The sequence below is a fragment of the Escherichia sp. E4385 genome (genome assembly GCF_963883145.1).
Classification (GTDB): domain Bacteria; phylum Pseudomonadota; class Gammaproteobacteria; order Enterobacterales; family Enterobacteriaceae; genus Escherichia.
This window is the reverse complement of sequence record NZ_CAWOOJ010000002.1, coordinates 363,141-387,487: the sequence shown is the minus strand read 5'-3', so window position 1 is coordinate 387,487 and position 24,347 is coordinate 363,141. Positions and strand designations below refer to the sequence as shown.

General features: G+C 50.0%; 20 protein-coding genes, 1 tRNA gene and 2 pseudogenes. 11 read left to right on the top strand and 12 right to left on the bottom strand.

What is annotated here, in order from left to right; genetic code table 11:
- Positions 1-87 precede the first annotated feature (87 nt).
- The gene (gene mgtA, locus AACS80_RS04190) at positions 88-2,784 is read left to right on the top strand and encodes a magnesium-translocating P-type ATPase (RefSeq protein WP_135410883.1); all 2,697 of its coding nucleotides are present in this window, start codon (positions 88-90) and stop codon (positions 2,782-2,784) included.
- A gap of 205 nt (positions 2,785-2,989) precedes the next feature.
- On the opposite strand, the gene AACS80_RS04185 is transcribed toward mgtA, so the two are convergent.
- From AACS80_RS04185 to pyrL, 4 genes are all read right to left on the bottom strand, one after another.
- Positions 2,990-3,376 carry an enamine/imine deaminase gene (locus AACS80_RS04185; RefSeq protein WP_000047542.1) on the bottom strand — a complete coding sequence of 129 codons (387 nt, stop codon included), beginning with the start codon at positions 3,374-3,376 and terminating at the stop codon, positions 2,990-2,992.
- Between the two features lie 72 nt (positions 3,377-3,448).
- Positions 3,449-3,910, bottom strand: a complete 462-nt coding sequence (gene pyrI, locus AACS80_RS04180; RefSeq protein WP_000148581.1) for an aspartate carbamoyltransferase regulatory subunit — start codon at positions 3,908-3,910, stop codon at positions 3,449-3,451.
- A gap of 12 nt (positions 3,911-3,922) precedes the next feature.
- Positions 3,923-4,858 carry an aspartate carbamoyltransferase gene (pyrB, locus tag AACS80_RS04175; protein WP_000013052.1) on the bottom strand — a complete coding sequence of 312 codons (936 nt, stop codon included), beginning with the start codon at positions 4,856-4,858 and terminating at the stop codon, positions 3,923-3,925.
- 3 nt (positions 4,859-4,861) lie between these two features.
- Positions 4,862-4,996, bottom strand: a complete 135-nt coding sequence (pyrL, locus tag AACS80_RS04170; RefSeq protein ID WP_032341226.1) for a pyr operon leader peptide — start codon at positions 4,994-4,996, stop codon at positions 4,862-4,864.
- 259 nt (positions 4,997-5,255) lie between these two features.
- On the opposite strand from pyrL, the gene tabA reads away from it, so the two are divergent.
- Positions 5,256-5,708 (top strand): toxin-antitoxin biofilm protein TabA, encoded by a 453-nt coding sequence (gene tabA, locus AACS80_RS04165; protein ID WP_130216649.1) that lies wholly within the window; start codon positions 5,256-5,258, stop codon positions 5,706-5,708.
- A 46-nt stretch (positions 5,709-5,754) separates the two neighbouring features.
- Here the strand turns inward: tabA and argF are convergent, their stop codons facing one another.
- Positions 5,755-6,759 (bottom strand): ornithine carbamoyltransferase, encoded by a 1,005-nt coding sequence (argF, locus tag AACS80_RS04160; protein ID WP_130257925.1) that lies wholly within the window; start codon positions 6,757-6,759, stop codon positions 5,755-5,757.
- Between the two features lie 161 nt (positions 6,760-6,920).
- Between argF and rraB the strand changes: the two genes are divergently transcribed.
- On the top strand, positions 6,921-7,346 hold the full coding sequence (gene rraB / locus AACS80_RS04155) for a ribonuclease E inhibitor RraB (protein WP_135410884.1): 426 nt from the start codon (positions 6,921-6,923) through the stop codon (positions 7,344-7,346).
- 45 nt (positions 7,347-7,391) lie between these two features.
- On the opposite strand, the gene AACS80_RS04150 is transcribed toward rraB, so the two are convergent.
- Positions 7,392-7,895, bottom strand: a complete 504-nt coding sequence (locus tag AACS80_RS04150; RefSeq protein WP_135408771.1) for a GNAT family N-acetyltransferase — start codon at positions 7,893-7,895, stop codon at positions 7,392-7,394.
- 192 nt (positions 7,896-8,087) lie between these two features.
- Here AACS80_RS04150 and AACS80_RS04145 point away from each other — a divergent pair, with 192 nt between their 5' ends.
- Positions 8,088-9,275 carry a YjgN family protein gene (locus AACS80_RS04145; protein ID WP_135410885.1) on the top strand — a complete coding sequence of 396 codons (1,188 nt, stop codon included), beginning with the start codon at positions 8,088-8,090 and terminating at the stop codon, positions 9,273-9,275.
- Between the two features lie 49 nt (positions 9,276-9,324).
- Here the strand turns inward: AACS80_RS04145 and valS are convergent, their stop codons facing one another.
- From valS to pepA, 3 genes are all read right to left on the bottom strand, one after another.
- Positions 9,325-12,180, bottom strand: a complete 2,856-nt coding sequence (valS, locus tag AACS80_RS04140; RefSeq protein ID WP_135410886.1) for a valine--tRNA ligase — start codon at positions 12,178-12,180, stop codon at positions 9,325-9,327.
- The gene (gene holC, locus AACS80_RS04135) at positions 12,180-12,623 is read right to left on the bottom strand and encodes a DNA polymerase III subunit chi (protein WP_000786399.1); all 444 of its coding nucleotides are present in this window, start codon (positions 12,621-12,623) and stop codon (positions 12,180-12,182) included. The genes valS and holC overlap by 1 nt, the downstream gene beginning before the upstream one ends.
- A 258-nt stretch (positions 12,624-12,881) precedes the next feature.
- Positions 12,882-14,393: a leucyl aminopeptidase gene (gene pepA / locus AACS80_RS04130; protein WP_000397144.1), complete on the bottom strand. Its 1,512-nt coding sequence runs from the start codon at positions 14,391-14,393 to the stop codon at positions 12,882-12,884.
- A gap of 153 nt (positions 14,394-14,546) precedes the next feature.
- On the opposite strand from pepA, the gene ytgA reads away from it, so the two are divergent.
- The 3 genes from ytgA (at position 14,547) to lptG (ending at position 16,842) form a co-directional block, all read left to right on the top strand.
- A complete protein-coding gene (gene ytgA, locus AACS80_RS04125; protein ID WP_211180521.1) occupies positions 14,547-14,597 on the top strand; it encodes a protein YtgA in 51 nt (16 codons plus the stop codon).
- 62 nt (positions 14,598-14,659) lie between these two features.
- Complete coding sequence (gene lptF, locus AACS80_RS04120) at positions 14,660-15,760, top strand: LPS export ABC transporter permease LptF (protein WP_105290081.1); 1,101 nt, start codon at positions 14,660-14,662, stop codon at positions 15,758-15,760.
- A complete protein-coding gene (gene lptG / locus AACS80_RS04115; protein WP_105290080.1) occupies positions 15,760-16,842 on the top strand; it encodes an LPS export ABC transporter permease LptG in 1,083 nt (360 codons plus the stop codon). The genes lptF and lptG overlap by 1 nt, the downstream gene beginning before the upstream one ends.
- Before the next feature lie 125 nt (positions 16,843-16,967).
- On the opposite strand, the gene AACS80_RS04110 is transcribed toward lptG, so the two are convergent.
- Together AACS80_RS04110 and AACS80_RS04105 are read right to left on the bottom strand one after the other, a co-directional pair.
- On the bottom strand, positions 16,968-18,470 hold the full coding sequence (locus tag AACS80_RS04110) for a helicase HerA-like C-terminal domain-containing protein (protein WP_130206088.1): 1,503 nt from the start codon (positions 18,468-18,470) through the stop codon (positions 16,968-16,970).
- Between the two features lie 97 nt (positions 18,471-18,567).
- Positions 18,568-18,766, bottom strand: a pseudogene (locus AACS80_RS04105) (alcohol dehydrogenase); the annotation flags it as partial.
- A 193-nt stretch (positions 18,767-18,959) separates the two neighbouring features.
- Between AACS80_RS04105 and AACS80_RS04100 the strand changes: the two are divergent.
- A tRNA-Leu gene (locus AACS80_RS04100) sits at positions 18,960-19,044 on the top strand.
- Between the two features lie 304 nt (positions 19,045-19,348).
- Positions 19,349-22,864, top strand: coding sequence for a helicase YjhR (yjhR, locus tag AACS80_RS04095; protein WP_138183671.1), 3,516 nt, complete (start codon positions 19,349-19,351; stop codon positions 22,862-22,864).
- A gap of 310 nt (positions 22,865-23,174) precedes the next feature.
- On the opposite strand, the gene AACS80_RS04090 is transcribed toward yjhR, so the two are convergent.
- Positions 23,175-24,047, bottom strand: coding sequence for a phosphorothioated DNA-binding restriction endonuclease (locus AACS80_RS04090; protein WP_130259545.1), 873 nt, complete (start codon positions 24,045-24,047; stop codon positions 23,175-23,177).
- 99 nt (positions 24,048-24,146) lie between these two features.
- Between AACS80_RS04090 and AACS80_RS04085 the strand changes: the two are divergent.
- Together AACS80_RS04085 and AACS80_RS23920 are read left to right on the top strand one after the other, a co-directional pair.
- Positions 24,147-24,251, top strand: a pseudogene (locus AACS80_RS04085) (HNH endonuclease); the annotation flags it as partial.
- Positions 24,251-24,328: a hypothetical protein gene (locus AACS80_RS23920; RefSeq protein ID WP_445236439.1), complete on the top strand. Its 78-nt coding sequence runs from the start codon at positions 24,251-24,253 to the stop codon at positions 24,326-24,328. The pseudogene AACS80_RS04085 and the gene AACS80_RS23920, both read left to right, overlap by 1 nt.
- The last annotated feature ends 19 nt before the right edge of the window (positions 24,329-24,347 follow it).

The window sequence follows — 24,347 nt, the reverse complement described above, 5'->3', positions numbered from 1 at the left end:
AGCTCATGTTTATTACCTTCAGGTAAGGCTTTGCGACGCCTGAAGATATTTTCTGCACCATGCTTACAGGGTGCGGAGGGACTTCCTATGTTTAAAGAAATTTTTACCCGGCTCATTCGCCATTTACCTTCTCGTCTGGTCCATCGCGATCCGTTGCCTGGTTCGCAACAGACAGCGAATATTCCGATCCCGCCTTCCTTAAGCGCGCATTGCCTGAAAATGGCGGTGATGCCAGTAAAGGAATTATGGAAAACCTTCGGCACGCATCCAGAAGGGTTAAATCAGGCGGAAGTGGAATTAGCCCGCGAACAACACGGTGAAAATAAACTACCCGCGCAACAACCGTCGCCGTGGTGGGTACATTTGTGGGTCTGTTATCGCAACCCCTTTAATATTTTGCTCACGATCCTCGGCGGCATTTCTTACGCCACGGAAGATTTATTTGCCGCGGGCGTTATTGCGTTAATGGTAGCTATTTCTACGTTGCTGAACTTTATTCAGGAAGCGCGCTCCACCAAAGCAGCAGATGCCCTGAAAGCGATGGTCAGTAATACTGCGACGGTGCTGCGCGTAATTAACGATAAAGGCGAAAATGGCTGGCTGGAGATCCCGATCGACCAGCTGGTGTCTGGCGATATTATTAAACTGGCGGCGGGAGATATGATCCCGGCAGATTTACGTATTTTGCAGGCGCGGGATCTGTTCGTCGCCCAGGCATCGTTAACCGGTGAGTCTCTGCCCGTGGAAAAAGCCGCAACCACTCGCCAGCCAGAGCACAGCAATCCGCTGGAGTGCGATACCCTGTGTTTTATGGGCACCACCGTGGTGAGCGGTACGGCACAAGCAATGGTGATTGCCACAGGTGCCAACACCTGGTTTGGTCAACTGGCGGGGCGTGTCAGCGAGCAGGAAAGCGAGCCGAATGCTTTTCAGCAAGGGATCAGCCGCGTCAGTATGCTGCTGATTCGCTTTATGCTGGTGATGGCGCCCGTGGTGCTGTTGATCAACGGGTACACCAAAGGCGACTGGTGGGAAGCTGCACTGTTCGCGCTTTCGGTAGCAGTAGGCTTAACGCCGGAAATGTTGCCGATGATTGTCACTTCGACGCTGGCGCGTGGTGCGGTAAAACTGTCGAAACAGAAAGTGATCGTCAAACATCTGGATGCGATTCAGAACTTTGGTGCAATGGATATTCTGTGCACTGATAAAACAGGCACCCTGACGCAGGATAAAATTGTGCTGGAGAATCATACCGATATCTCCGGTAAAACCAGTGAGCGCGTGCTGCATAGCGCGTGGCTGAACAGTCATTATCAGACCGGACTGAAAAACCTGCTCGATACGGCGGTGCTGGAAGGCATTGATGAGGAGTCCGCCCGTCAGCTGGCCAGTCGTTGGCAAAAAATTGATGAGATTCCGTTTGATTTTGAGCGTCGCCGGATGTCGGTGGTAGTGGCAGAAAATGACGAACACCATCAACTGGTGTGCAAAGGCGCATTGCAGGAAATCCTCAATGTGTGTTCGCAGGTGCGTCACAATGGCGCGATTGTTCCGCTCGATGACACCATGCTGCGTAAGATTAAGCGGGTAACCGATACGCTGAATCGTCAGGGGCTGCGCGTGGTGGCGGTGGCGACGAAATACCTGCCAGCACGTAAAGGAGATTACCAGCGGGCGGATGAATCCGACCTGATCCTCGAAGGATATATTGCTTTCCTTGATCCGCCAAAAGAGACAACCGCTCCGGCACTGAAGGCATTAAAAGCGAGTGGAATTACCGTCAAAATCCTTACTGGCGACAGTGAGTTAGTGGCGGCGAAAGTGTGCCATGAAGTGGGACTAGATGCGGGAGAGGTGGTAATTGGTAGTGATATTGAAACGCTATCTGACGACGAACTGGCAAATCTCGCGCAGCGTACCACGTTGTTTGCCCGCCTGACGCCGATGCATAAGGAACGCATCGTGACCTTACTGAAGCGCGAAGGGCATGTGGTTGGCTTTATGGGCGATGGTATTAATGATGCGCCCGCCTTACGTGCTGCGGATATCGGTATTTCTGTGGACGGGGCGGTAGATATTGCCCGTGAAGCGGCTGATATCATTCTGCTGGAAAAAAGCCTGATGGTACTGGAAGAGGGGGTTATTGAAGGACGCCGAACTTTTGCCAACATGCTGAAATACATCAAAATGACGGCAAGTTCTAACTTCGGTAATGTGTTCAGCGTGCTGGTGGCGAGTGCATTCTTGCCCTTCCTGCCGATGTTGCCATTGCACTTACTGATCCAGAACTTACTGTACGATGTATCGCAGGTAGCGATCCCGTTTGATAACGTTGATGACGAGCAAATTCAAAAGCCGCAGCGTTGGAATCCGGCGGATCTTGGTCGCTTTATGATCTTCTTCGGACCGATCAGCTCGATCTTCGATATTCTGACGTTTTGCCTGATGTGGTGGGTATTTCATGCCAATACGCCGGAAACGCAAACGCTGTTCCAGTCGGGCTGGTTTGTGGTGGGATTACTGTCGCAAACGCTGGTTGTGCATATGATCCGCACCCGCCGTGTGCCGTTTATTCAGAGTTGTGCGTCGTGGCCATTAATGGCGATGACCGCGATCGTGATAGTCGTGGGGATCGCGTTGCCGTTTTCACCGCTGGCTAGTTATCTGCAACTGCAGGCACTGCCGTTAAGTTACTTCCCGTGGCTGATTGCGATTCTGGCAGGGTATATGGTGTTAACGCAGTTGGTTAAAGGGATTTATAGTCGTCGTTACGGCTGGCAGTAAAGAATTAACTGGGCATGGTGGCCCGGATTCAGATTGCAGACAAAGTGAGCTTTGTTCATGCCGGATGCGGCGTAAACGCCTTATCCGGCCTACAAATTCAATAAATTGCAGGAATCACGTAGGCCTGATAAGCGTAGCGCATCAGGCGATTTTGCTTTTGTCATCAGACTTAATCCGGGCATGATAGCCCGGATTTCCATCAAGATTAGCGACGAACAGCGATCGCTTCGATCTCAATCTTCACGTCTTTCGGCAGACGTGCAACTTCAACGCAAGAACGTGCCGGGAAGGTGGCATTGTGCTCGGTGAAGAACGCTTCGTAAGTGGCGTTTACGGTTGCGAAGTCGTTCAGATCTTTCACAAACACGGTGGTTTTAACGATGTCGCCCACTTTCAGGCCAGCGGCTTCCACGATCGCTTTTACGTTATCCAGCGACTGACGCGCCTGTGCAGCGACGTCTGCCGGTACTTCGCCAGTTTTCGGGTTTACCGGGATCTGACCGGAAGTGATGATCATACTGCCCAGATCAACGCCCTGAACATACGGACCGATAGCTGCGGGTGCATTTTCCGTCGCGATAGTTTTGCTCATGATTTCTCCTTTATTACAGCGGTAAAAAGTCTGGCTCATTATAGGGAGCCTGACATTTATTACCAACCGCAATTAATTGGCCAGCACCACATTATGCGAAAACTCTTTTTCACAATATTTGCATTTGAGCGCAATATCATTGGCGCGTTTTCTCACGGCAAAGCTGGAAGAAACCGGTTCTGCATGGCTGATACAGTTGCTGTTCGGGCAGACCAGCACATTATCAATACGTTCCGGCAGGCTGGGGCGTGATTTGCCGACCACTTCATAGTTGTCGATACGGTTTACCGTGGCTTGCGGTGCATACAGTGCCAGCTGGTCTACTTGATCTTCACTTAAAAAGGTATTTTCGATTTTGATCAGATCCTTGCGGCCCATCTCGCCGGAAGGTAGGTTCAGACCGATGGTGATGCGCTGATCGGTTTCGGTTAACTTGAACAAGCTCAACAGCTTAAATCCGATCTGGGCGGGGATATGGTCAATTACCGTGCCGCGTTTAATAGCTTCAACTTGCAATTTATTATCGTGTGTCATCTCTATTTCCCCTTACAGTACCAGATCGCGATTCAGAACCAGTGCCAGTAACGCCTGGCGAGCGAAAATCCCATTGCCTGCTTGCTGGAAGTACCAGGCGTGCGGCGTTTTATCGACATCCGTCGCAATTTCATCAATACGCGGCAGCGGATGCAGCACTTTCATATTGGCTTTGGCGTTGTGGAGATCGCTGGCGCGCAGGACAAACTGTGCTTTTACGTTGGCGTATTCGGACGGGTCCAGACGCTCTTTTTGCACGCGAGTCATATACAGAATGTCCACTTCCGCCATCACTTCTTCAATGGAACTATGCAGACTCCAGGCGATACCTTTTTCATCGAGCATATCCAGAATGTATTGCGGCATTGCCAGCGCGTCCGGCGCGATGAAGTAAAAACGGTTGCCGTCGAACTTCGCCAGCGCCTGGGTCAGGGAGTGAACGGTGCGACCATATTTCAGGTCGCCGACCATTGCGACGCGAAGATTGTCGAGACGTCCCTGGGTTTCCTGAATGGTGAACAGATCCAGCAAGGTTTGCGTCGGATGTTGGTTGGAGCCATCACCGGCATTCAGTACCGGTACATTGCCGGAAAATTCGGTTGCCAGGCGTGCCGCACCTTCCTGTGGATGGCGCATCACAATCGCATCGACGTAAGTGCTGATAACCGAGATGGTATCAGCCAGCGTTTCCCCTTTTTTTCCCAGTGAGGTGTTTGCGCTGTCAGAGAATCCCACCACACTAGCGCCCAGGCGGTGCATCGAGGTTTCGAAAGAGAGGCGGGTGCGGGTTGATGCTTCGAAGAAGCAACTGGCAATCACTTTATGTTTCAACAGTTCTGGTTGCGGGTTCGCTTTCAGTTTCGCCGCTGTCGCCAGCACCAGATTAAGGTCATCGCGACTAAGGTCGTTTATGGAAATGATATGTTTTTGATATAGCGGATTAGCCATCTTTTATCTCCTGACGCCTGGGCAAAAAAAAGCCCCTCGATTGAGGGGCTGGGAATAGGTGAACAACGGGAAGAAAAACGGCAGGCCAGCGTCTTTTTTCAGACGCGGTAAGACAAAATGTCGAACACACTGAACCATACATCCTCCCGGCAAATTGTCCGGCATTATACTCAGCCAGAAAGTGGGATCAAGCAATCAATGCAAAAAATTACCCAGGTAAACGATTGTAGTGAATTTATATGCTTTAAAATTGAGTTTTTAACAATAATTTTTTTGTGAAAAGCGGGCGGAAAAACATGCTTTGGCGCAATCGGACAGCAAAAAATGCTGGTATGGCAGTAAGGAATTACGTATAACGAGAGAAATGAAACGTTGTTTTAATTGAGGAATGAAAAAGATGATCATCGGAAATATTCATAATCTCCAGCCGTGGTTGCCAGAAGAGTTACGCCAGGCCATTGAACATATCAAAATGCACGTTACGGCAGAAACGCCAAAAGGTAAGCATGATATCGAAGGCAACCGTCTGTTTTATCTTATCTCTGAAGATATGACTGAGCCGTATGAAGCGCGTCGCGCGGAGTATCATGCCCGCTATCTCGACATCCAGATTGTGTTAAAAGGGCAGGAAGGAATGACTTTTAGCACACAGCCTGCGGGTACGCCGGATACTGACTGGTTAGCTGATAAAGACATCGCCTTTTTGCCTGAAGGTATTGAAGAGAAAACAGTTATCCTTAATGAAGGCGATTTTGTTGTGTTTTATCCGGGTGAAGTGCACAAACCGCTGTGCGCAGTGGGTGAGCCTGCTCAGGTTCGCAAAGCGGTTGTTAAGATGCTGATGGCTTAAGCGAGTACCTGCCGGTGGCGACGTGAAGCCGCCTCCGGTACTGAAATTATTTGGCAAGCGTCGCAACCATTACCGCTTTGATAGTATGCATACGGTTTTCCGCCTGATCAAAAACAATGCTGGCGGGAGATTCGAAAACCTCGTCCGTTACTTCCATCCCACCATGTAGGCCAAATTCTTCAGCCATCTTTTTGCCAAGCGTTGTTTGGTCATCATGAAACGCGGGCAGGCAGTGGAGGAATTTGACCTCCGGGTTACCAGTTAACTGCATCATCTTGCTATTCACCTGATAATCACGCAGCAATGCAATCCGTTCAGCCCATTTCTCTTTTGCTTCACCCATTGATACCCACACATCGGTATAGATAAAGTCAGCACCTTTAACGCCAGTCGCGACATCTTCTGTCAGGGTAATATTCCCGCCATTTTGTTGTGCCAGGGCGCGGCATTCCGTAACCAGCGAAGATTCTGGCCAGCATGCCTGTGGCGCCACCAGACGCAAATCCAGACCGGTCAGCGCGGCCGCTTCCAGCATCGAGTTCCCCATGTTATTGCGGGCATCTCCGGCGTAGACCAGCGTCATCTCATTAAACGCTTTACCCGGTAAATGTTCTTGCATGGTCAGCAGATCTGCCAGCAGTTGCGTGGGGTGGAACTCATTGGTCAGCCCATTCCATACCGGGACGCCAGCGTATTCCGCCAGTGTTTCGACAATCTCCTGACCATAGCCGCGATACTGAATACCGTCATACATGCGGCCAAGCACGCGGGCGGTATCTTTAATTGACTCTTTATGGCCAATCTGGCTGCCGCTCGGGCCGAGATAAGTAACGCGAGCGCCCTGGTCATATGCGGCAACTTCGAAAGAGCATCGGGTACGGGTTGAGTCTTTTTCGAAGATGAGCGCGATGTTTTTACCGGTGAGTCTGGCTTCTTCTTTACCGCTTTTTTTATCTGCTTTTAGTTTAGCGGCTAGCTGGAGCAAGGTGTTGAGTTCAGCTGGCGTAAAATCAAGTAATTTCAGGAAATGCTTATGATAAAACCCGGACATAGATCCCTCCTGTGGCTTGCGCCATAATGAATTAAAATTCAATTTATATGTATGAATATTCATTTGCAAGCCTAAAGCATAAAACTTTGTCACAAAGGTGGAGGCAATGTCAGTGGTGTGTGACAATAAGAGTATCAGCAGGACATTAAGAGGAATAAGTCATGGCAAACCCGGAACAACTCGAAGAACAGCGTGAAGAAACACGTTTGATTATTGAAGAATTACTGGAAGATGGCAGCGATCCGGACGCGCTGTACACCATCGAACATCACCTTTCCGCAGACGATCTGGAAACCCTGGAAAAAGCAGCGGTTGAAGCGTTTAAACTCGGTTACGAAGTGACCGATCCGGAAGAGCTGGAAGTGGAAGATGGCGATATCGTAATTTGCTGTGACATCGTCAGCGAATGCGCGTTGAATGCCGATCTGATCGATGCCCAGGTTGAGCAATTGATGAACCTGGCAGAGAAATTCGACGTTGAATACGACGGTTGGGGGACTTATTTTGAAGATCCTAACGGCGAAGATGGCGAAGATGGCGACGATGAAGATTATGTCGACGAAGACGATGACGGTGTTCGCCATTAATTAATTGATTAAAATGCCCGATAGCACACACTAGCGGGCATTTTTTTAGAGTTCGCGCAACATCCGCACTTCACAATCAACATGGCCCGTGCAGCCAAGTGCATAGTCGATATGTTGAAAACCTAAATGTTCATACAAACCAATCGCTTCTTTCAAAAAAGCGGTCGTTTCCAGATAGCAGCGTTTGAAGCCCATTTCTCGTGCCTGCTCCATCGCCATTAAGGCCAGTTTCTTCGCCAGCCCTTTGCCGCGAATGGCGGGAAGAAAATACATTTTCTGCAGTTCGCAAATGTCCGATTCACTACCTGCTAATGGCGCAATCCCGCCGCCGCCCACCACTTCGCCATTGTGTTCAACTACCCAATAGGCATGACCGGGCTGACTATACACTTGATACAATTCGTCGAGATTGGGATCGGCGACGGTATAGCCTTTATCAGCGGTAAGACCGTACTCTGCGGACACCTGGCGGATGACGCTGGCAATAGCAGCATTATCGGCGGCGGTAAGTTTGCGCAAACGGAGCGCGGGCGAAACGACAACATTCATAGCATAGCTCAATTTCAAATGTATGATTTATAGCTCCCTTTAATACCACCCTCGCTTATGTGGTGCAAGAAGAAGATAAATCAGAAAATATTAAGCATATATCGCTTAGATAAAGCGTATTCTAGGTGGTCCAGTATCAATTGACTGGAATTATTATCTATATGAATGGAATTTATTTTAGGGATATAGTTCATGAATGGTGTAAACGTCGGGAAAGATAATCCTCGTCACGCATTTGTTTTTACAGGCAAGGGTAGTGAGTATTTTCTTATTTGTCTTGTGAATTTTTTACTGACAATTATTACTCTGGGAATATATGGGCCGTGGGCATTGATAAAATGCCGTCGTTATATTTATCAACATGTGACACTCAAGGGGCAACCATTTAGTTATAAGGGAACAGGTGGTGCCATTTTTGTTAGCATGTTACTTATTGTGGCGGTTTATCTTCTCAGTATTTCTTGTTTTGCAGGCCAACACTTTGCGCTCGGTTTATTCCTGTTTGCTCTCTTTATCTGCGGTATTCCTTGCATGGCAGTGAAGAGTCTGCAGTATCAGGCGAACATGACCTCGCTGAATGGCATTCGCTTTGGCTTTAACTGCTCAATGCTTCGTGCATGGTGGGTTATGTTAGGTCTGCCTGTTCTGTTGGCGTTAGCTTTTTGGCTCGCACTGCACCTTATTGCGCAAGTGACGACATCGATAGGTGGGTTAATCTTTAACTTAGTGGTCTTAAGTTTGCTTTCCGTCATCGGACTGGGTGTTATCAATGGTATTACCTATAGCAAGTGGATGCCATTACTGGGTAATAACGCGACTTTTGGTGTCCATCAATTTTCCATTAAGGTCAACGTAAAAGAATGCATTAAAGGCTGTATGCTCGCAATATTAACCATGGTTCCTTTCATCATTGTGATTGGTATTATGATTGCGCCAGTATTTCAGCAGTTAATGATGATGACCATGTTGGGTAGGTCTGATGCGGGCAGGGAGCTAGTATTGCAATATTACCCGCAGATTACGGCTTCTTATTTCCTGTATTTTGTCGCGATTCTTGTTTTTGCCAGTTATCTCTATGTCACGTTACGCAATCTGTTTTTGAATAATCTGACACTGGCAAATGGCACTATTCGTTTTCATTCATCTGTTACCGCGATCGGTATGCTTTTGCGCATGTTGGCGGTATTAATGGGGTCCTCAATTACCTGTGGTCTGGCTTATCCCTGGCTGAAAATGTGGATGGTTAGCTGGATTGCTAACAATACCCATGTCCAGGGTGACCTTGATTCGCTGGAGTTAACCAATGATGACAAACCGCAGGATAGCGGTCCGTTAATGTGGATATCTCGCGGTATTATGCCGTATGTTCCGTTTATCTAAATAAAAAGGCCGGAGCATGCTCCGGCCTTCGTTTTCTTCACAGTGTTGATTACAGCGCGGCGATAACTGCCTGCTGTTCAATCAGCTTCGCTTTCGCTTCCGCATAACCTTCCAGCTTTTCACGCTCTTTCGCGATGACCGCTTCCGGTGCGCGCGCTACAAAGCCTTCGTTCGCCAGCTTGTTCTCGATGCGGCTGATTTCACCTTCAATCTTCGCCACTTCTTTCGCCAGACGCGCCAGCTCATCTTCTTTGTTAATGAGGCCCGCCATCGGGATCAGCAGCTCTGCGCCGTCGACGATCTTAGTAACGGAAACCGGGCCTTTGTCATCCGCAGGCAGTACGGTGATGCTTTCCAGACGCGCCAGCGTTTGCAGGAAGCCACGGTTTTCGTTCACGCGACGTTCTGCATCTGCACTGCAACCACGCAGCAGCAGCTCCAGCGGTTTGCCCGGCGCGATGTTCATTTCCGCGCGGATATTACGTACAGCAACGATCGCCTGCTTCAGCCACTCGGTGTCGGCCAGCGCCGCTTCATCGACCTGAGACGCATCGTACTGCGGGAACGGCTGCAGCATGATGGTGTCGGCAGTGATGCCACAAAGCACTTTCACACGCTGCCAGATGGTTTCGGTGATGAACGGAATGATCGGATGCGCGAGGCGCAGCAGACCTTCCAGCACGGTCACCAGCGTATGGCGAGTACCGCGCAGTTCGGCTTCGGTGCCACCGTTCATTACCGGCTTGGTCAGCTCCAGATACCAGTCGCAGAACTGGTTCCAGGTGAATTCATACAGAATGCCTGCGGCGATATCGAAGCGGAAGCTGTCCAGCGCTTCGCGGTACGCTTTGATGGTCTGGTTGAACTCCGCCAGAATCCAGCGATCCGCCAGCGACAGCATCATTTCACCGCCGTTAAAGCCGCAATCTTGACCTTCTGTGTTCATCAGCACAAAGCGGCTGGCGTTCCACAGCTTGTTACAGAAGTTACGGTAGCCTTCCAGACGCTTCATATCCCAGTTGATGTCACGACCGGTAGAAGCCAGCGCCGCCAGGGTGAAGCGCAGCGCGTCAGTACCGTGCGGCTCAATGCCGTTCGGGAACTGCTTCTCGGTGCGCTTACGGATTTTATCCGCCAGCTGCGGCTGCATCATATTGCCGGTACGTTTTTCCAGCAGTTCTGGCAGCGAAATACCGTCAACCATATCCAGCGGGTCGATAACGTTACCCTTGGATTTAGACATCTTCTGGCCTTCGTCATCACGAATCAGACCGGTCATGTAAACGGTGTGGAACGGCACCTGCGGTTTGCCATTTTCATCTTTGATGAAGTGCATGGTCATCATGATCATGCGGGCAATCCAGAAGAAGATGATGTCGAAACCAGATACCATCACGCTGGTTGGGTGGAACTGACGCAGGGCGTCGGTGTTTTCCGGCCAGCCAAGGGTAGAGAAGGTCCACAGCGCAGAAGAGAACCAGGTGTCGAGAACGTCTTCGTCCTGACGCAGGGCAATATCAGCACCGAGGTTATTTTCTTTACGCACTTCGTCTTCGTTGCGGCCAACATAAACATTACCCGCTTCGTCATACCACGCAGGGATACGGTGACCCCACCACAGCTGACGAGAGATACACCAGTCCTGAATATCGCGCATCCAGGAGAAGTACATGTTTTCGTACTGCTTCGGTACGAACTGAATGTCGCCGTTCTCAACCGCTTCAACCGCCGGTTTCGCCAGTACATCGGCACGCACGTACCACTGGTCGGTCAGCATTGGTTCGATAACTACGCCGCCACGGTCGCCGTAAGGAACGGTCAGGTCGTGCGGTTTAATTTCTTCCAGCAGGCCAAGCGCGTCAACCGCAGCAACGATGGCTTTACGCGCAGCAAAACGCTCCAGTTTCTGGAACTCTGCCGGGATCTCGCTGGAATAAACATCAGATTCGTTACCTTTGGTATCGAACACTTGAGCGCTTTCACGGATATCACCGTCAAAGGTCAGGATGTTGATCATCGGCAGGGCGTGACGTTTACCGACTTCATAGTCGTTAAAGTCGTGCGCCGGAGTGATCTTCACGCAGCCGGTGCCTTTTTCCATATCGGCGTGTTCGTCGCCCACGATCGGAATACGACGGTTAACCAGCGGCAGAATGACATATTTGCCAATCAGATCTTTGTAACGCGGGTCTTCCGGGTTAACGGCCACGCCGGTGTCGCCCAGCAAGGTTTCCGGACGGGTAGTCGCAACCACCAGATAATCTTTACCGTCTGCGGTTTTCGCGCCATCAGCCAGCGGATAGCGGATGTGCCACATCGAACCTTTCGATTCGCGGTTTTCTACTTCCAGGTCAGAGATAGCGGTACGCAGTTTCGGGTCCCAGTTTACCAGGCGTTTGCCACGGTAAATCAGGTCTTCTTTATACAGACGGACGAAAACTTCTTTCACCGCATTGGACAGGCCTTCGTCCATGGTGAAGCGTTCACGCTCCCAGTCGACGGAGTTGCCGAGACGGCGCATCTGACGGGTAATGGTGCCGCCGGATTCCGCTTTCCATTCCCAGATTTTGTCGATGAAAGCTTCGCGGCCGTAGTCGTGACGGGTTTTACCTTCTTCTGCGGCAATCTTGCGCTCAACGACCATCTGGGTAGCGATCCCGGCGTGGTCAGTACCGACCTGCCACAGGGTGTTTTTGCCCTGCATGCGCTGATAGCGGATCATGGTATCCATGATGGTTTGCTGGAAGGCGTGACCCATATGCAAACTGCCGGTGACGTTCGGCGGCGGGATCATGATGCAGAAACTTTCCTGGCTTTCATCGCCATTAGGCTTAAAGTAGCCCTGCTTTTCCCAGTGCTCGTAAAGCGGCTGTTCGATATCTTGTGGGTTGTATGTCTTTTCCATTATTTCCAGGTTGCCGTATTCAGGTTGAAACCAGCCACGCGGTAGGCTTTATAGCGTTCGCGCGCCAGTTGTTTCAGAGAATCTTCATAAGGGACGAAGTCTACCACTTCTGTGAAAGCGGTGGCAAAATCTGCAAAGCTTGTTCGCAGACTAATCAATATATCGCGCGGGCTGCTGCTACGCTTTTGCGGCCAGGCGATCTCCACCGGCGCACCCCCGCGCGGTCCTTCTCCCGCTAAATTATGCGGAACAAAGCTTTCTGCCGGACGTGCCCACAGGGCTTCATCCAGCCGGTAAGCCTGCTTTTCATCTTCACAGGCGATGAGCACGCGCTTACCACTGCGCCAACGTTCTGCGGCAATTTCACACACCAGCTGCTCAACGGCGCTTAAGCCATCGACGGTGGTGTCATTGTCCAGAAGGTAGAACGTTGCGTTTTTCATATATGGGGCTTCTTGTGGTGGATTTAAATATGCATCTGGTAATACACAGCATTGCCTGATGCGACGCTGCCACGTCTTATCAGGCCTACAAGTTCAGTGCTGTGTGTCGGTCGGATAAGGCGTTCACACCGCATCCGACAATAACAGCATTGCCTGATGCGACGCTGCCACGTCTTATCTGGCCTACGAGTTCAGTGCTGTGTAGGTCGGATAAGGCGTTCACGCCGCATCCGACAATAACAACTTTGCCTGATGCAATTACTCTTCGCCGTTAAACCCGGCGCGATTCAACAGGAACTGTGCCAGCAACGCCACCGGACGACCGGTTGCGCCTTTTGCTTTACCAGAACGCCAGGCGGTTCCCGCGATATCCAGGTGCGCCCAGTTGTACTTACGGGTAAAGCGTGACAGGAAGCAACCTGCGGTAATCGCCCCACCAGGACGACCGCCAATGTTAGCCATATCGGCAAAATTGGACTCCAGCTGTTCCTGATACTCGTCACCCAGCGGTAAACGCCATGCGCGGTCACCGGATTGTTCAGACGCAGCAATCAGCTCATGGGCCAGCGGGTTATGGTTCGCCATCAGACCGGTAATGTGATGACCCAGCGCGATAACACAAGCACCGGTCAGCGTCGCCACGTCAATCACTGCTTCCGGCTCAAAACGCTCAACGTAAGTTAACACATCGCACAGTACCAGGCGGCCTTCGGCGTCGGTATTCAGCACTTCTACGGTTTGACCGGACATGGTGGTTAACACATCGCCCGGACGATAGGCACGCCCGCCAGGCATGTTTTCGCAGCCTGCCAGCACGCCGATAACGTTAATCGGCAGTTGCAGTTCCGCGACCATCCTCATCACGCCATAAACCGCCGCCGCACCGCACATATCGTACTTCATCTCATCCATGCCTTCTGAAGGCTTGATGGAGATACCGCCGGAGTCGAAGGTTAAACCTTTACCGACCAGCACGATAGGGCGTGCATCTTCCGACGCGTTGCCTTTGTACTCAATCACCGACATCAGCGATTCGTTTTGCGAGCCCTGACCGACTGCCAGATAGGAATGCATCCCCAGCTCTTTCATCTGCTGTTCGCCGATAACGCGGGTAATAACATTCTTGCTGTAGCTGTCAGCCAGCTGGCGCGCCTGAGAGGCGAGGTAAGCGGCGTTACAGATATTCGGCGGCATATTGCCGAGATCTTTCGCAGCTTTAATCCCGGCGGCAATCGCCAGACCGTGCTGGATCGCGCGCTCCCCGCTGGTCAGTTCACGGCGGGTCGGCACGTTGAACACCATTTTACGCAGCGGACGACGCGGTTCGCTCTTGTTCGTTTTCAGCTGATCAAAACTGTAGAGTGTCTCTTTTGCCGTCTCGACAGCCTGACGCACTTTCCAGTAGTTGTTACGGCCTTTAACGTGCAGTTCAGTCAGGAAGCAGACCGCTTCCATCGAGCCAGTATCATTCAGCGTATTAATGGTTTTCTGAATCACCTGCTTGTACTGGCGCTCATCCAGCTCACGTTCTTTGCCGCAACCAATAAGGAGAATGCGCTCAGAAAGCACGTTCGGCACATGGTGCAGCAACAGCGTCTGCCCCGGTTTTCCTTCCAGTTCGCCTCGGCGCAGCAGGGCGCTGATGTACCCATCGCTGATTTTATCGAGCTGTTCTGCAATCGGAGAAAGGCGACGTGGTTCGAAGACGCCCACGACGATGCAGGCACTCCGCTGTTTCTCCGGGCTACCGCTTTTTACACTAAACTCCATGCACTACGCTCCTGAATCTTAAAGACAACGGCGGTGGCTACAGATAGAATTGCAAGCTTTCGTAACTCATGTCCGCTGTTGCGATGACTTCGTGTTAATCTTAACGTTATTACGGCATTGGCACGTCAGAACAAAATCTGAGAGGTGAATCCGTTGAGTATAATTATCTTAGCGACGATTTCGACGACTCAAGAGAATAAATGACGTTTAAGCCATGAAACAAGCTAAAATCCTGCAAAAGACGAGTTTTTACGGGCGTATTTAAAGTGATAATCATAAGATATCTGGTGCGGGAGACGCTCAAAAGCCAGCTGGCGATACTCTTCATCTTGCTTTTGATCTTCTTCTGTCAAAAGTTAGTGAGGATCCTCGGCGCAGCGGTTGACGGCGATATTCCGGCGAATCTGGTGCTCTCCCTGTTGGGGCTGGGCGTGCCGGAAATGGCGCAGCTTATCCTGCCATTAAGCCTGTTCCTCGGGCTGCTGATGACGCTGGGCAAACTGTATACCGAAAGTGAAATTACGGTAATGCATGCCTGCGGCCTGAGCAAAGCGGTTCTGGTGAAAGCGGCGATGGTTCTCGCGGTGTTCACGGCGATTGTTGCGGCGGTTAACGTTATGTGGGCGGGGCCGTGGTCATCGCGCCATCAGGATGAAGTGCTGGCAGAAGCGAAAGCTAACCCAGGCATGGCGGCGCTGGCGCAAGGGCAATTCCAGCAAGCGACTAATGGCAGCTCAGTGCTGTTCATCGAAAGCGTTGACGGCAGCGATTTCAAAGATGTGTTCCTCGCGCAAATTCGACCAAAAGGTAACGCGCGTCCTTCCGTGGTGGTGGCCGATTCCGGACATTTAACGCAACTGCGCGACGGATCCCAGGTCGTCAGCCTCAACCAGGGAACGCGCTTCGAAGGCACCGCACTGTTACGTGATTTCCGCATTACGGACTTCCAGGATTATCAGGCGATCATTGGTCACCAGGCGGTGGCGCTCGACCCGAACGATACCGACCAGATGGATATGCGCACATTGTGGAACACCGACACCGATCGTGCCCGCGCAGAACTGAACTGGCGTATAACGCTGGTATTCACTGTATTTATGATGGCGCTCATGGTTGTGCCTCTGAGTGTGGTTAACCCGCGTCAGGGACGTGTCCTGTCGATGCTGCCAGCCATGCTGCTATATCTGCTTTTCTTCCTGATCCAGACCTCCCTTAAATCGAACGGCGGTAAAGGCAAGCTGGACCCGACGCTGTGGATGTGGACCGTTAACCTGATTTATCTGGCTTTGGCGATTGTTCTCAACCTTTGGGACACAGTGCCGGTCCGCCGCCTGCGCGCCAGTTTTTCGCGTAAAGGAGCGGTGTGATGCAACCTTTTGGTGTTCTTGACCGCTATATCGGTAAAACCATTTTCACCACCATCATGATGACGCTGTTCATGCTGGTGTCGCTCTCCGGCATTATCAAGTTTGTCGATCAGCTGAAAAAAGCCGGGCAGGGGAGTTACGACGCGGTAGGCGCGGGAATGTATACCCTGTTGAGCGTGCCGAAAGATGTACAAATCTTCTTCCCGATGGCGGCCCTGCTGGGCGCGTTGCTCGGGCTAGGGATGCTGGCGCAGCGCAGCGAACTGGTGGTGATGCAGGCTTCTGGTTTTACCCGCATGCAAGTCGCGTTGTCAGTAATGAAAACCGCCATTCCACTGGTTTTGCTGACGATGGCGATTGGCGAATGGGTCGCGCCGCAGGGCGAACAGATGGCGCGTAACTACCGCGCGCAGGCGATGTACGGTGGTTCGTTGCTCTCTACTCAACAAGGTTTATGGGCCAAAGATGGTGACAACTTTGTCTATATTGAGCGAGTAAAAGGTGACGAAGAGTTAGGTGGTATCAGTATTTATGCCTTTAACGAGAATCGTCGTCTGCAATCCGTTCGCTATGCCGCTTCCGCGAAGTTTGACCCTGAACATAAAGTCTGGCGTCTGTCGCAGGTTGATGAATCTGACCTGACCAATCCAAAACAGATAACCGGTTCGCAGACGGTGAGCGGCACCTGGAAAACCAACCTCACGCCGGACAAACTGGGCGTGGTGGCGCTGGATCCGGATGCGCTCTCCATCAGTGGTTTGCACAACTACGTGAAGTATCTGAAGTCGAGCGGTCAGGACGCCGGGCGCTACCAGCTTAATATGTGGAGCAAAATCTTCCAGCCGCTATCCGTGGCGGTAATGATGCTAATGGCGCTGTCATTTATCTTCGGTCCACTGCGCAGCGTGCCGATGGGCGTTCGTGTGGTGACTGGTATTAGCTTCGGTTTTGTGTTCTATGTACTGGACCAGATCTTCGGCCCGCTGACGTTGGTTTACGGCATTCCGCCGATTATCGGCGCACTGTTGCCAAGCGCCAGCTTCTTCTTAATCAGTCTGTGGCTGTTAATGAGAAAATCGTAACTTGATGAATGAATAAAGGGAGCTAAAGCTCCCTTTATTATTGTTAGCAAAGTGGCGTAGGCCTGATAAGCGTAGTGCATCAGGCAAAGGCAAGCTGGTGTGAGAGAATACAAACAGCGCCTGACTTACCTTTTTCTCCCTCCAAGCAAACTCCCCAGCACACCGCGTACAATCTGATTCGTCACCTGGCGGGCGGCGCTTTTCGCCATTGTTTGCACCACACCATCTTTCTTCCCACCGCGTGGTCCGGTAGTGCCAAACAAAATATCCTTCAACCCACCCAGAATACCGTCATCTTCACTTATCTCTTTCCCTTTGGCCGGAGGGGTATTTTGCTGCTCGGTACTTGCCTGTACGCCTTTTTGCAACATCTCATAGGCGGATTCCCGGTCCACGTCATCTTCATACTTGCCATACACCGGGGAGTGATTAATCAAGCCATTACGCTCATCTTCTGTCACCGGCCCCATCCGTGAACAAGGCGCGATCACCATCGCACGCTCTACCACAGAAGGGCTTCCTTTCGCATCCAGAAAAGAGATCAACGCTTCGCCGGTTCCTAGTTCCTGAATCGCCTTTTCCGTATCAAATGCAGGATTAGGTCGCATGGTTTGCGCTGCCGTCTTCACCGCTTTCTGGTCTTTCGGTGTAAAGGCGCGCAGAGCGTGCTGAACACGATTTCCCAACTGCCCAAGCACGTTGTCCGGGATATCAGAAGGGTTTTGCGAAACAAACCAGACGCCTACGCCTTTTGAACGGATAAGCCTTATTACCTGTTCAATCTTATCCAGCAGCACCTGCGGCGCATCGTTAAACAACAGATGCGCTTCGTCAAAGAAAAACACCAGTTTCGGTTTATCCAGATCGCCTGCTTCCGGTAATTGTTCATACAACTCTGAAAGCATCCACAACAGGCTGGCGGCGTACAGTTTTGGCATCTGGTAGAGTTTTTCGGCGCTAAGGATATTGATAACACCCTTACCGTTGGCATCGGTACGCATCCAGTCTTTGATATCCAGCATCGGCTCGCCAAAGAAATGCGTTGCCCCTTGCTGTTCCAGCGTCAGTAATCCGCGCTGGATGGCGCCAACCGAAGCGCTACTGATATTACCGTACTGATTCTGGAATGATTTGGCGTTATCACCGATGTATTGGGTAATCGCCCGCAAATCTTTAAAGTCGAGAAGCAACAATCCCTGATCGTCAGCAATACGGAAAATGATATTCAGGACGCCAGATTGCACATCGTTGAGATTCAACAAACGCGCCAGCAACAACGGCCCGAGATCCGATACCGTTGCCCGCACTGGATGACCTTTCTCACCAAAAATATCCCATACCACCACTGGATTAGCATGTGGTTGCCAGTCGTTGACGCCGATATTTTTCAACCGAGCGAGCAGTTTTTCCGAGGTAGTACCTTCTGCCGCAACCCCGGTCAAATCACCTTTTACATCGGCCATAAACACCGGAACGCCGATTTCTGACAGAGATTCCGCCAGTTTTTGCAGCGTGACAGTTTTACCTGTCCCCGTTGCGCCAGTAATCAGTCCGTGACGGTTAGCCATAGCGGGTAGTAAAAACAGTTCTGTGTCCGGCGTGCGGGCAATTAAACGTGGTTCGCTCATGAGATTTCCTCCAGTTCCCTGTCTGGAGTATAGGCACGGTTAAAAAGTTTTCACCACTAAATTCAGCCGATTGCGAGATATCTTAAAGGCCTGGCAGAAGCGACCCAACAAAGCCTCCACAATTCATAATTGTAGGCACCGCACCTTGCCAGAAGTTGGTCTGATTATCTCGAATACAGGCACCGCAGTGACCACGGCTACGCGGCGCTACCCTGGGCAACCACGCGGCGAATCTCCTCATGTCTGGCAAGTAGCGAATATTGCGAGAATCCCTATTCGTTATCGACCATCGACATGCTTTTGTCGTTCTTTGGTGTTGCCCGAGAAGTGTAGAGCACGGCTGAGCGGGGCCTGGAGTGTGACAAAGGTTACATATCTCTGAAGACAACGCTGAAATTTTCAGCACTTAGCGAGGCAGGCACAAGCTGGCGCTTGCATGGTGGCGTGCGACAGGTATAATCCACAACGTTTTCCGCATACCTCTTCAGTGCCGAAGTGGCGAAATCGGTAGACGCAGTTGATTCAAAATCAACCGTAGAAATACGTGCCGGTTCGAGTCCGGCCTTCGGCACCAAAAGTATGTAAATAGACCTCAACTGAGGTCTTTTTTTATACCTGAAATTCACGCCACACAAATCTTTTCCGCTGTTTTTTTCCAACTAACGTCAACCTGGTTCAATCCATATTAAATCCCTTAAGAATACCGAACCAAGTATGTTTGCGCTTATCTATTAAGGATTCGGCTCTTTCAGAAAATCTAATCCATCCTCCAGGCACAATATTTATTGCGATCGTGCTCGCATCGTGGACAATGTTTAATCATAAGTAATATTTACATCAATGAAATCAATGATTTCTATTATGTCACGGAATGGAAAATGGACAGCAATACATTGGGATTCACTTCATACTGGCGCAACTCCTTAGCTGACGCCGAATCTGGTAAAGGAACGTTTTCACGTAAAGATATAGATTCATTCATTCGATGGATAAATATCACTGCAGGGCAGTTGGATGACGAGACTATTCGGGCATTTTTTGACGGTGAAGGGGAGTCGGTAAAAACCGTTGAAGTCGTGTTACGGCCCCAGGTGTGGAACCGCATAGTAAAGCATGGCAAAGAGCAAATGGCAGGTGCCCCCGCAATTATCACGCCACTGGTTACCTCCGCTCTTCTGAATAGGGAAGGTTTTTTGTTTCCTGCTGCTTCAGCCACTATTCCCCGCGATCTGCTTGAACCTCTCCCTTCCGGTCATTTTTCTATTGGTGAGTTGGCGCAATATGACAAATACAAAACCACGCATAGCACAGCCACCATTAATGAAGATGAACCAGAACATTACGAAGAAACTGACGAAGAGAAAGCGGAACGCCATGCCAGGTATCGTCAGCATTGGCAAAATTATCTTCAACAGTCAGATAACCTTTTAAGAAACGTCGCTGGAAATTGGGTCGCTACATCTGAGCCATACGAACGGGCTGGATACGGTTATATTGTTAAAGCTAGCCAGCATGTAGGGGCCAGCGTTCATATCCTGCCTATGTATGACCATCTTCTGATGAGCCAGGTTAAGGTTCCGCTATTAACGCGTTTTGCATCAAACGAAATGGCTCCGGTGGAGCCACTTCTCGCTAAGAATGCGATGTTCTGCGAACGTCTGGGGCATTCCGGCGATAAGTTTCCGCTGGCAGTGGCGCAGCGCGATGCCCTGAGCCATTATCTGACTCAACAGCAGGGTGATATGCTCGCTGTCAACGGTCCTCCGGGAACGGGTAAAACTACGCTGGTGCTTTCTATTATTGCCACCGAATGGACAAGAGCCGCACTTAATCAAACTGAACCTCCTGTAATTATTGCCACATCGACTAACAATCAGGCCGTCACCAATATTATCGAAGCCTTTGGAAAAGATTTCTCTACTGGTTTTGGCGTAATGTCTGGGCGTTGGTTGCCGGAGGTAATAAGCTATGGCGCTTATTTTCCGTCTAAAAGCCGTCAGGTTGAGGCAGCGAAGAAATACCAGACTGAAGATTTTTTTAACCGCGTTGAATCCCAGGAATATCTGGAAAAAGCCCGGGCCTTTTACCTTGAAAAAGCGGAGGCGGCGTTTGGAGCTGGAGAGTGCAATTCGCCAGAGCATGTAGTGACGCTTTTGCATGAACGTTTAACTTCACAGTTTATGCAACTTCAGCAAATCGAACCCGCATGGCGCAGACTCAATGATATCCGCCATGAACAGCGAGTCATCAGTGAGAATCTCGACCAGTATCTTCAGGACAAAAACACACTTCTTCTCAATATTGGTAATGAAATTTCACTTTTGGCCAGAGGTAAAAAGCAGTGGCAGCAATACCGTGCCGATGAGTCGCTTATGTATGCATTTTTGTCATGGCTCCCTGCTGTTCGTGCTAAACGCCATTACCAGATTAACCTCTTCCTGGACTCTACGTTCGGCACAAGAATGACAGCGTTCCAGGGAAATTGTCCCGAAGATATTGATAAATTTATCGATAGTTTGATCGCTAAAGCACAACAAGAGCAGGCGGTGTGCCAACAGAATATCAACTTTGCGCAGGACATAGCCCGAAGCGAAATGGAAGCAGCAAAACAATGGCGCGGGTTGACTTATGCTCTGGGCTACAGGGGAGACGATGAGCTGAACCTCGCCGGAGCGGACGAGTTTGCCGATACTCAGATTCGTTTTCCAGCGTTCTTGTTAGCGACTCATTATTGGGAAGGTCGCTGGCTGATGGATATGGCGGCAATCGATAACCTGCAAAAAGAAAAAGGAATTACCGGGACAACTATCGCCGAGGCTCGTTGGCTAAGAAGAATGAAACTTACTCCTTGTGTGGTAATGACCTGCTACATGTTGCCTTACCATATGAACAGGAGAAAATCTTTTGGTGGGGACAGAACATCGGATAATAATTATTTATATAACTTTGCCGATTTACTGATTGTCGATGAAGCAGGGCAGGTACTCCCGGAGGTTGCTGCGGCCTCTTTTGCATTGGCGAAGAAAGCACTGGTGATTGGCGATACGGAGCAAATAGCTCCAATCTGGAATTGTCTACCCGTTACTGATATGGGCAATATGCTTGAGGAGAATATTCTTTCTGGTGGCACTCAGGAAGAGTTAATAAATACATATTCCCATGTGTGTGGGTCTGGAAAAAGTGCAGCATCTGGCAGCGTAATGCAGGTTGCCCAGTTCAACTCCCGCTACCAGTATGATCCCAAGTTCGAGCGCGGAATGTATCTGTATGAGCATCGTCGCTGTTTCAATAACATCATCGGCTACTGTAACTCACTTTGCTATAACGGTAAGTTGCAGCCTAAAAGAGGGATGGAAAAAGGGACGATTTTTCCCGCAATGGGATATCTGCATATTGATGGCCGAGGCATGAAGCCAAATGGGGGGAGCCGTTATAACCCTCTTGAAGCTGAAACAATAGCAGCATGGCTGGCGACACATAAGGATGATATAGAGCGCCATTACGGGGAGCCTCTGTACAAAGTTGTTGGTGTTGTGACGCCATTTTCGGCGCAGGTTAATGCCATCAAAACGTCATTGCGTAAGCTGGAGATTAATGACAAAGACGAAGAGGGCTCACTAACAGTGGGGACTGTGCACTCCTTGCAGGGTGCGGAAAGGGCGATTGTTCTCTTTTCCCCAGTCTACTCAAAACATGAAGATGGCAGGTTTCTTGATAGCAACAGCAGTATCCTCAATGTTGCTGTCTCACGCGCTAAGGATAGTTTTCTGGTCTTTGGCGATATGGACCTTATTGAGATGCAGCCCGCATCTTCGCCGCGAGGGTTATTGGCAAAATTTCTGTTTGCTTCAGATAATAATGCGTTGCAATTTGAGTTTCAGAAACGACAGGATTTAATTTCCGCACAGACACAAATTTCAACGTTGCATGGTGTGGAGCAGCATGATGAATTCTTGAATAATGCTCTGGCCGCAGCTCAACAGAAGATCACGATTATTTCCCCCTGGTTATCCTGGCAAAAAGTGGAGCAAACGGGGTTTCTGACGTCAATGGCTCTGGCCCGCTCCCGAGGTATTGATATTACCGTGGTAACGGATAAAAACTGCAATATTGCGCATATCGATGATGATAAGCGCCAGGAGAAACTGCATCTTCTAAATGGTGCAGTCGAAAAGCTCAATAATATGGGCATTGCTACAAAATTGGTGAATCGCGTTCACAGCAAAATTGTGATTAGAGATGAGGAGTTGCTGTGCGTTGGATCTTTTAACTGGTTCAGTGCTGCGCGAGAAGATAAATATCAACGATACGATACGTCTTTGGTGTACCGTGGCGAAGGCGTAAAAAATGAAATAAAGGCGATATATAGCAGTCTGGATCAACGTCAGCTATAAGTGTTATGAACAGTTCACAACACAGGCGTGGTAAAGGATATATTTTAACAATGTGAAAGCGACTTTCAGATTTATTGCGAGTCGCCTTCCTGATTTTCACTCTTATTGTTTACTAATCATTCTCCTTTGCGTAATGCGCCTGGCATTAACGGCAGGGGCTATTAGGAATGAAAGCGAATGCAAGTAATAACGGAAATCTAAACCGATCATAACGGTCTAATTTCTTCGCCCCGTATTAAGCATATCATGGCTGTTCATGATGCCGAATTGAATAAGATAGAGACGTTAAATCAGCAAAATAAGTATTACCTCACCCCCTAAAAACCTCTTTCCGATGCCACTCCACAAACCCCTCATAAGGGTAATTTTTACGTACCTGCGGCAACGCAATAGTTTTCCCGTCAAAATCCCAGAATAGTTTCTCAACGATCCCTCCGCCATTTACCGCATCCGATACCAGCACTCGCATATTTTCATCCAGGCCAATCGATCCTTTATCAAAGGCTTTATGGTGAATAGCGCAAAGCGCCAGGCCATTAGGGATTTCACAAGGGCCGCCGTGCTGTTTCCATTTTATATGCGCTGCTTCCAGCGCGACGGTGGTGTCATCGTGGCGCATATTAAAGCCACATATCGCGCACTGGTAGTTATAAGCGCGCAATACAAGTTTGCGAAATAACGGGTCGCGCTGTTTACGGATTTGCTGGAGATCAAAACCCAGCTCGTCAGCGATTTCTTCCTGAATACTCTCGGTGAAGTGCGCTTCGAGTATCTGTTGCGCCAGAGTGTTGATGAGTTTTTTATTGCCGGTTACCAGGGCGTAGTGCTGTTCGTCGAAACCGCCTGCAACGTGGTATTCAGTCAGTTCCTTCACTGGCGGTTGTCGGCTGCTCCCTGCTGTTGAGCAAAGCCCGGCATTGTGTAATTGCCAGAATCCGTCGCCTTGTAATCGCCAGAACGGCATATCAGGTCGGTACTGTGAACGCTGTGGCCCAAAACGTTCCAGTAAACTGTGCAGAGGTTCGTAGATTTCTGATCCATAATCGAAAAGGCGCGGATGTCCATTCAGGTATCCCGCTAATACGTATAGCAGTAACAATGGCTTATGAGGCGCGCGCTGTTCACCCTTGTGCCAGATTTTTATGTTGGCAATTGCCTGCTGTAGCGATTTACTGGAAGCCATTGATATCCCTGGCAGTGAAATAATTGCGATCATGCTCGCAAATTTTCTGCTGTTCAAGCCTGCAAGCGAAGATATATTACCTTGATCTCATTTGTTTTTTTGCTGCCTGTTTGCCCTAATTGCCATGCGATGCTGCACCGACGCAAACCACCATTTACACCGGAGGAGTTAAAAGCGTTGATGGATGCAAATAAATCAAATTAATGAACGCTCATCTTTCGCACCAAAACTGCAAAATACCGTCAACAAATTTGTCTACAATCATCCCCCGACTGAAATGACGGCTTCGTAGCGCCGTCG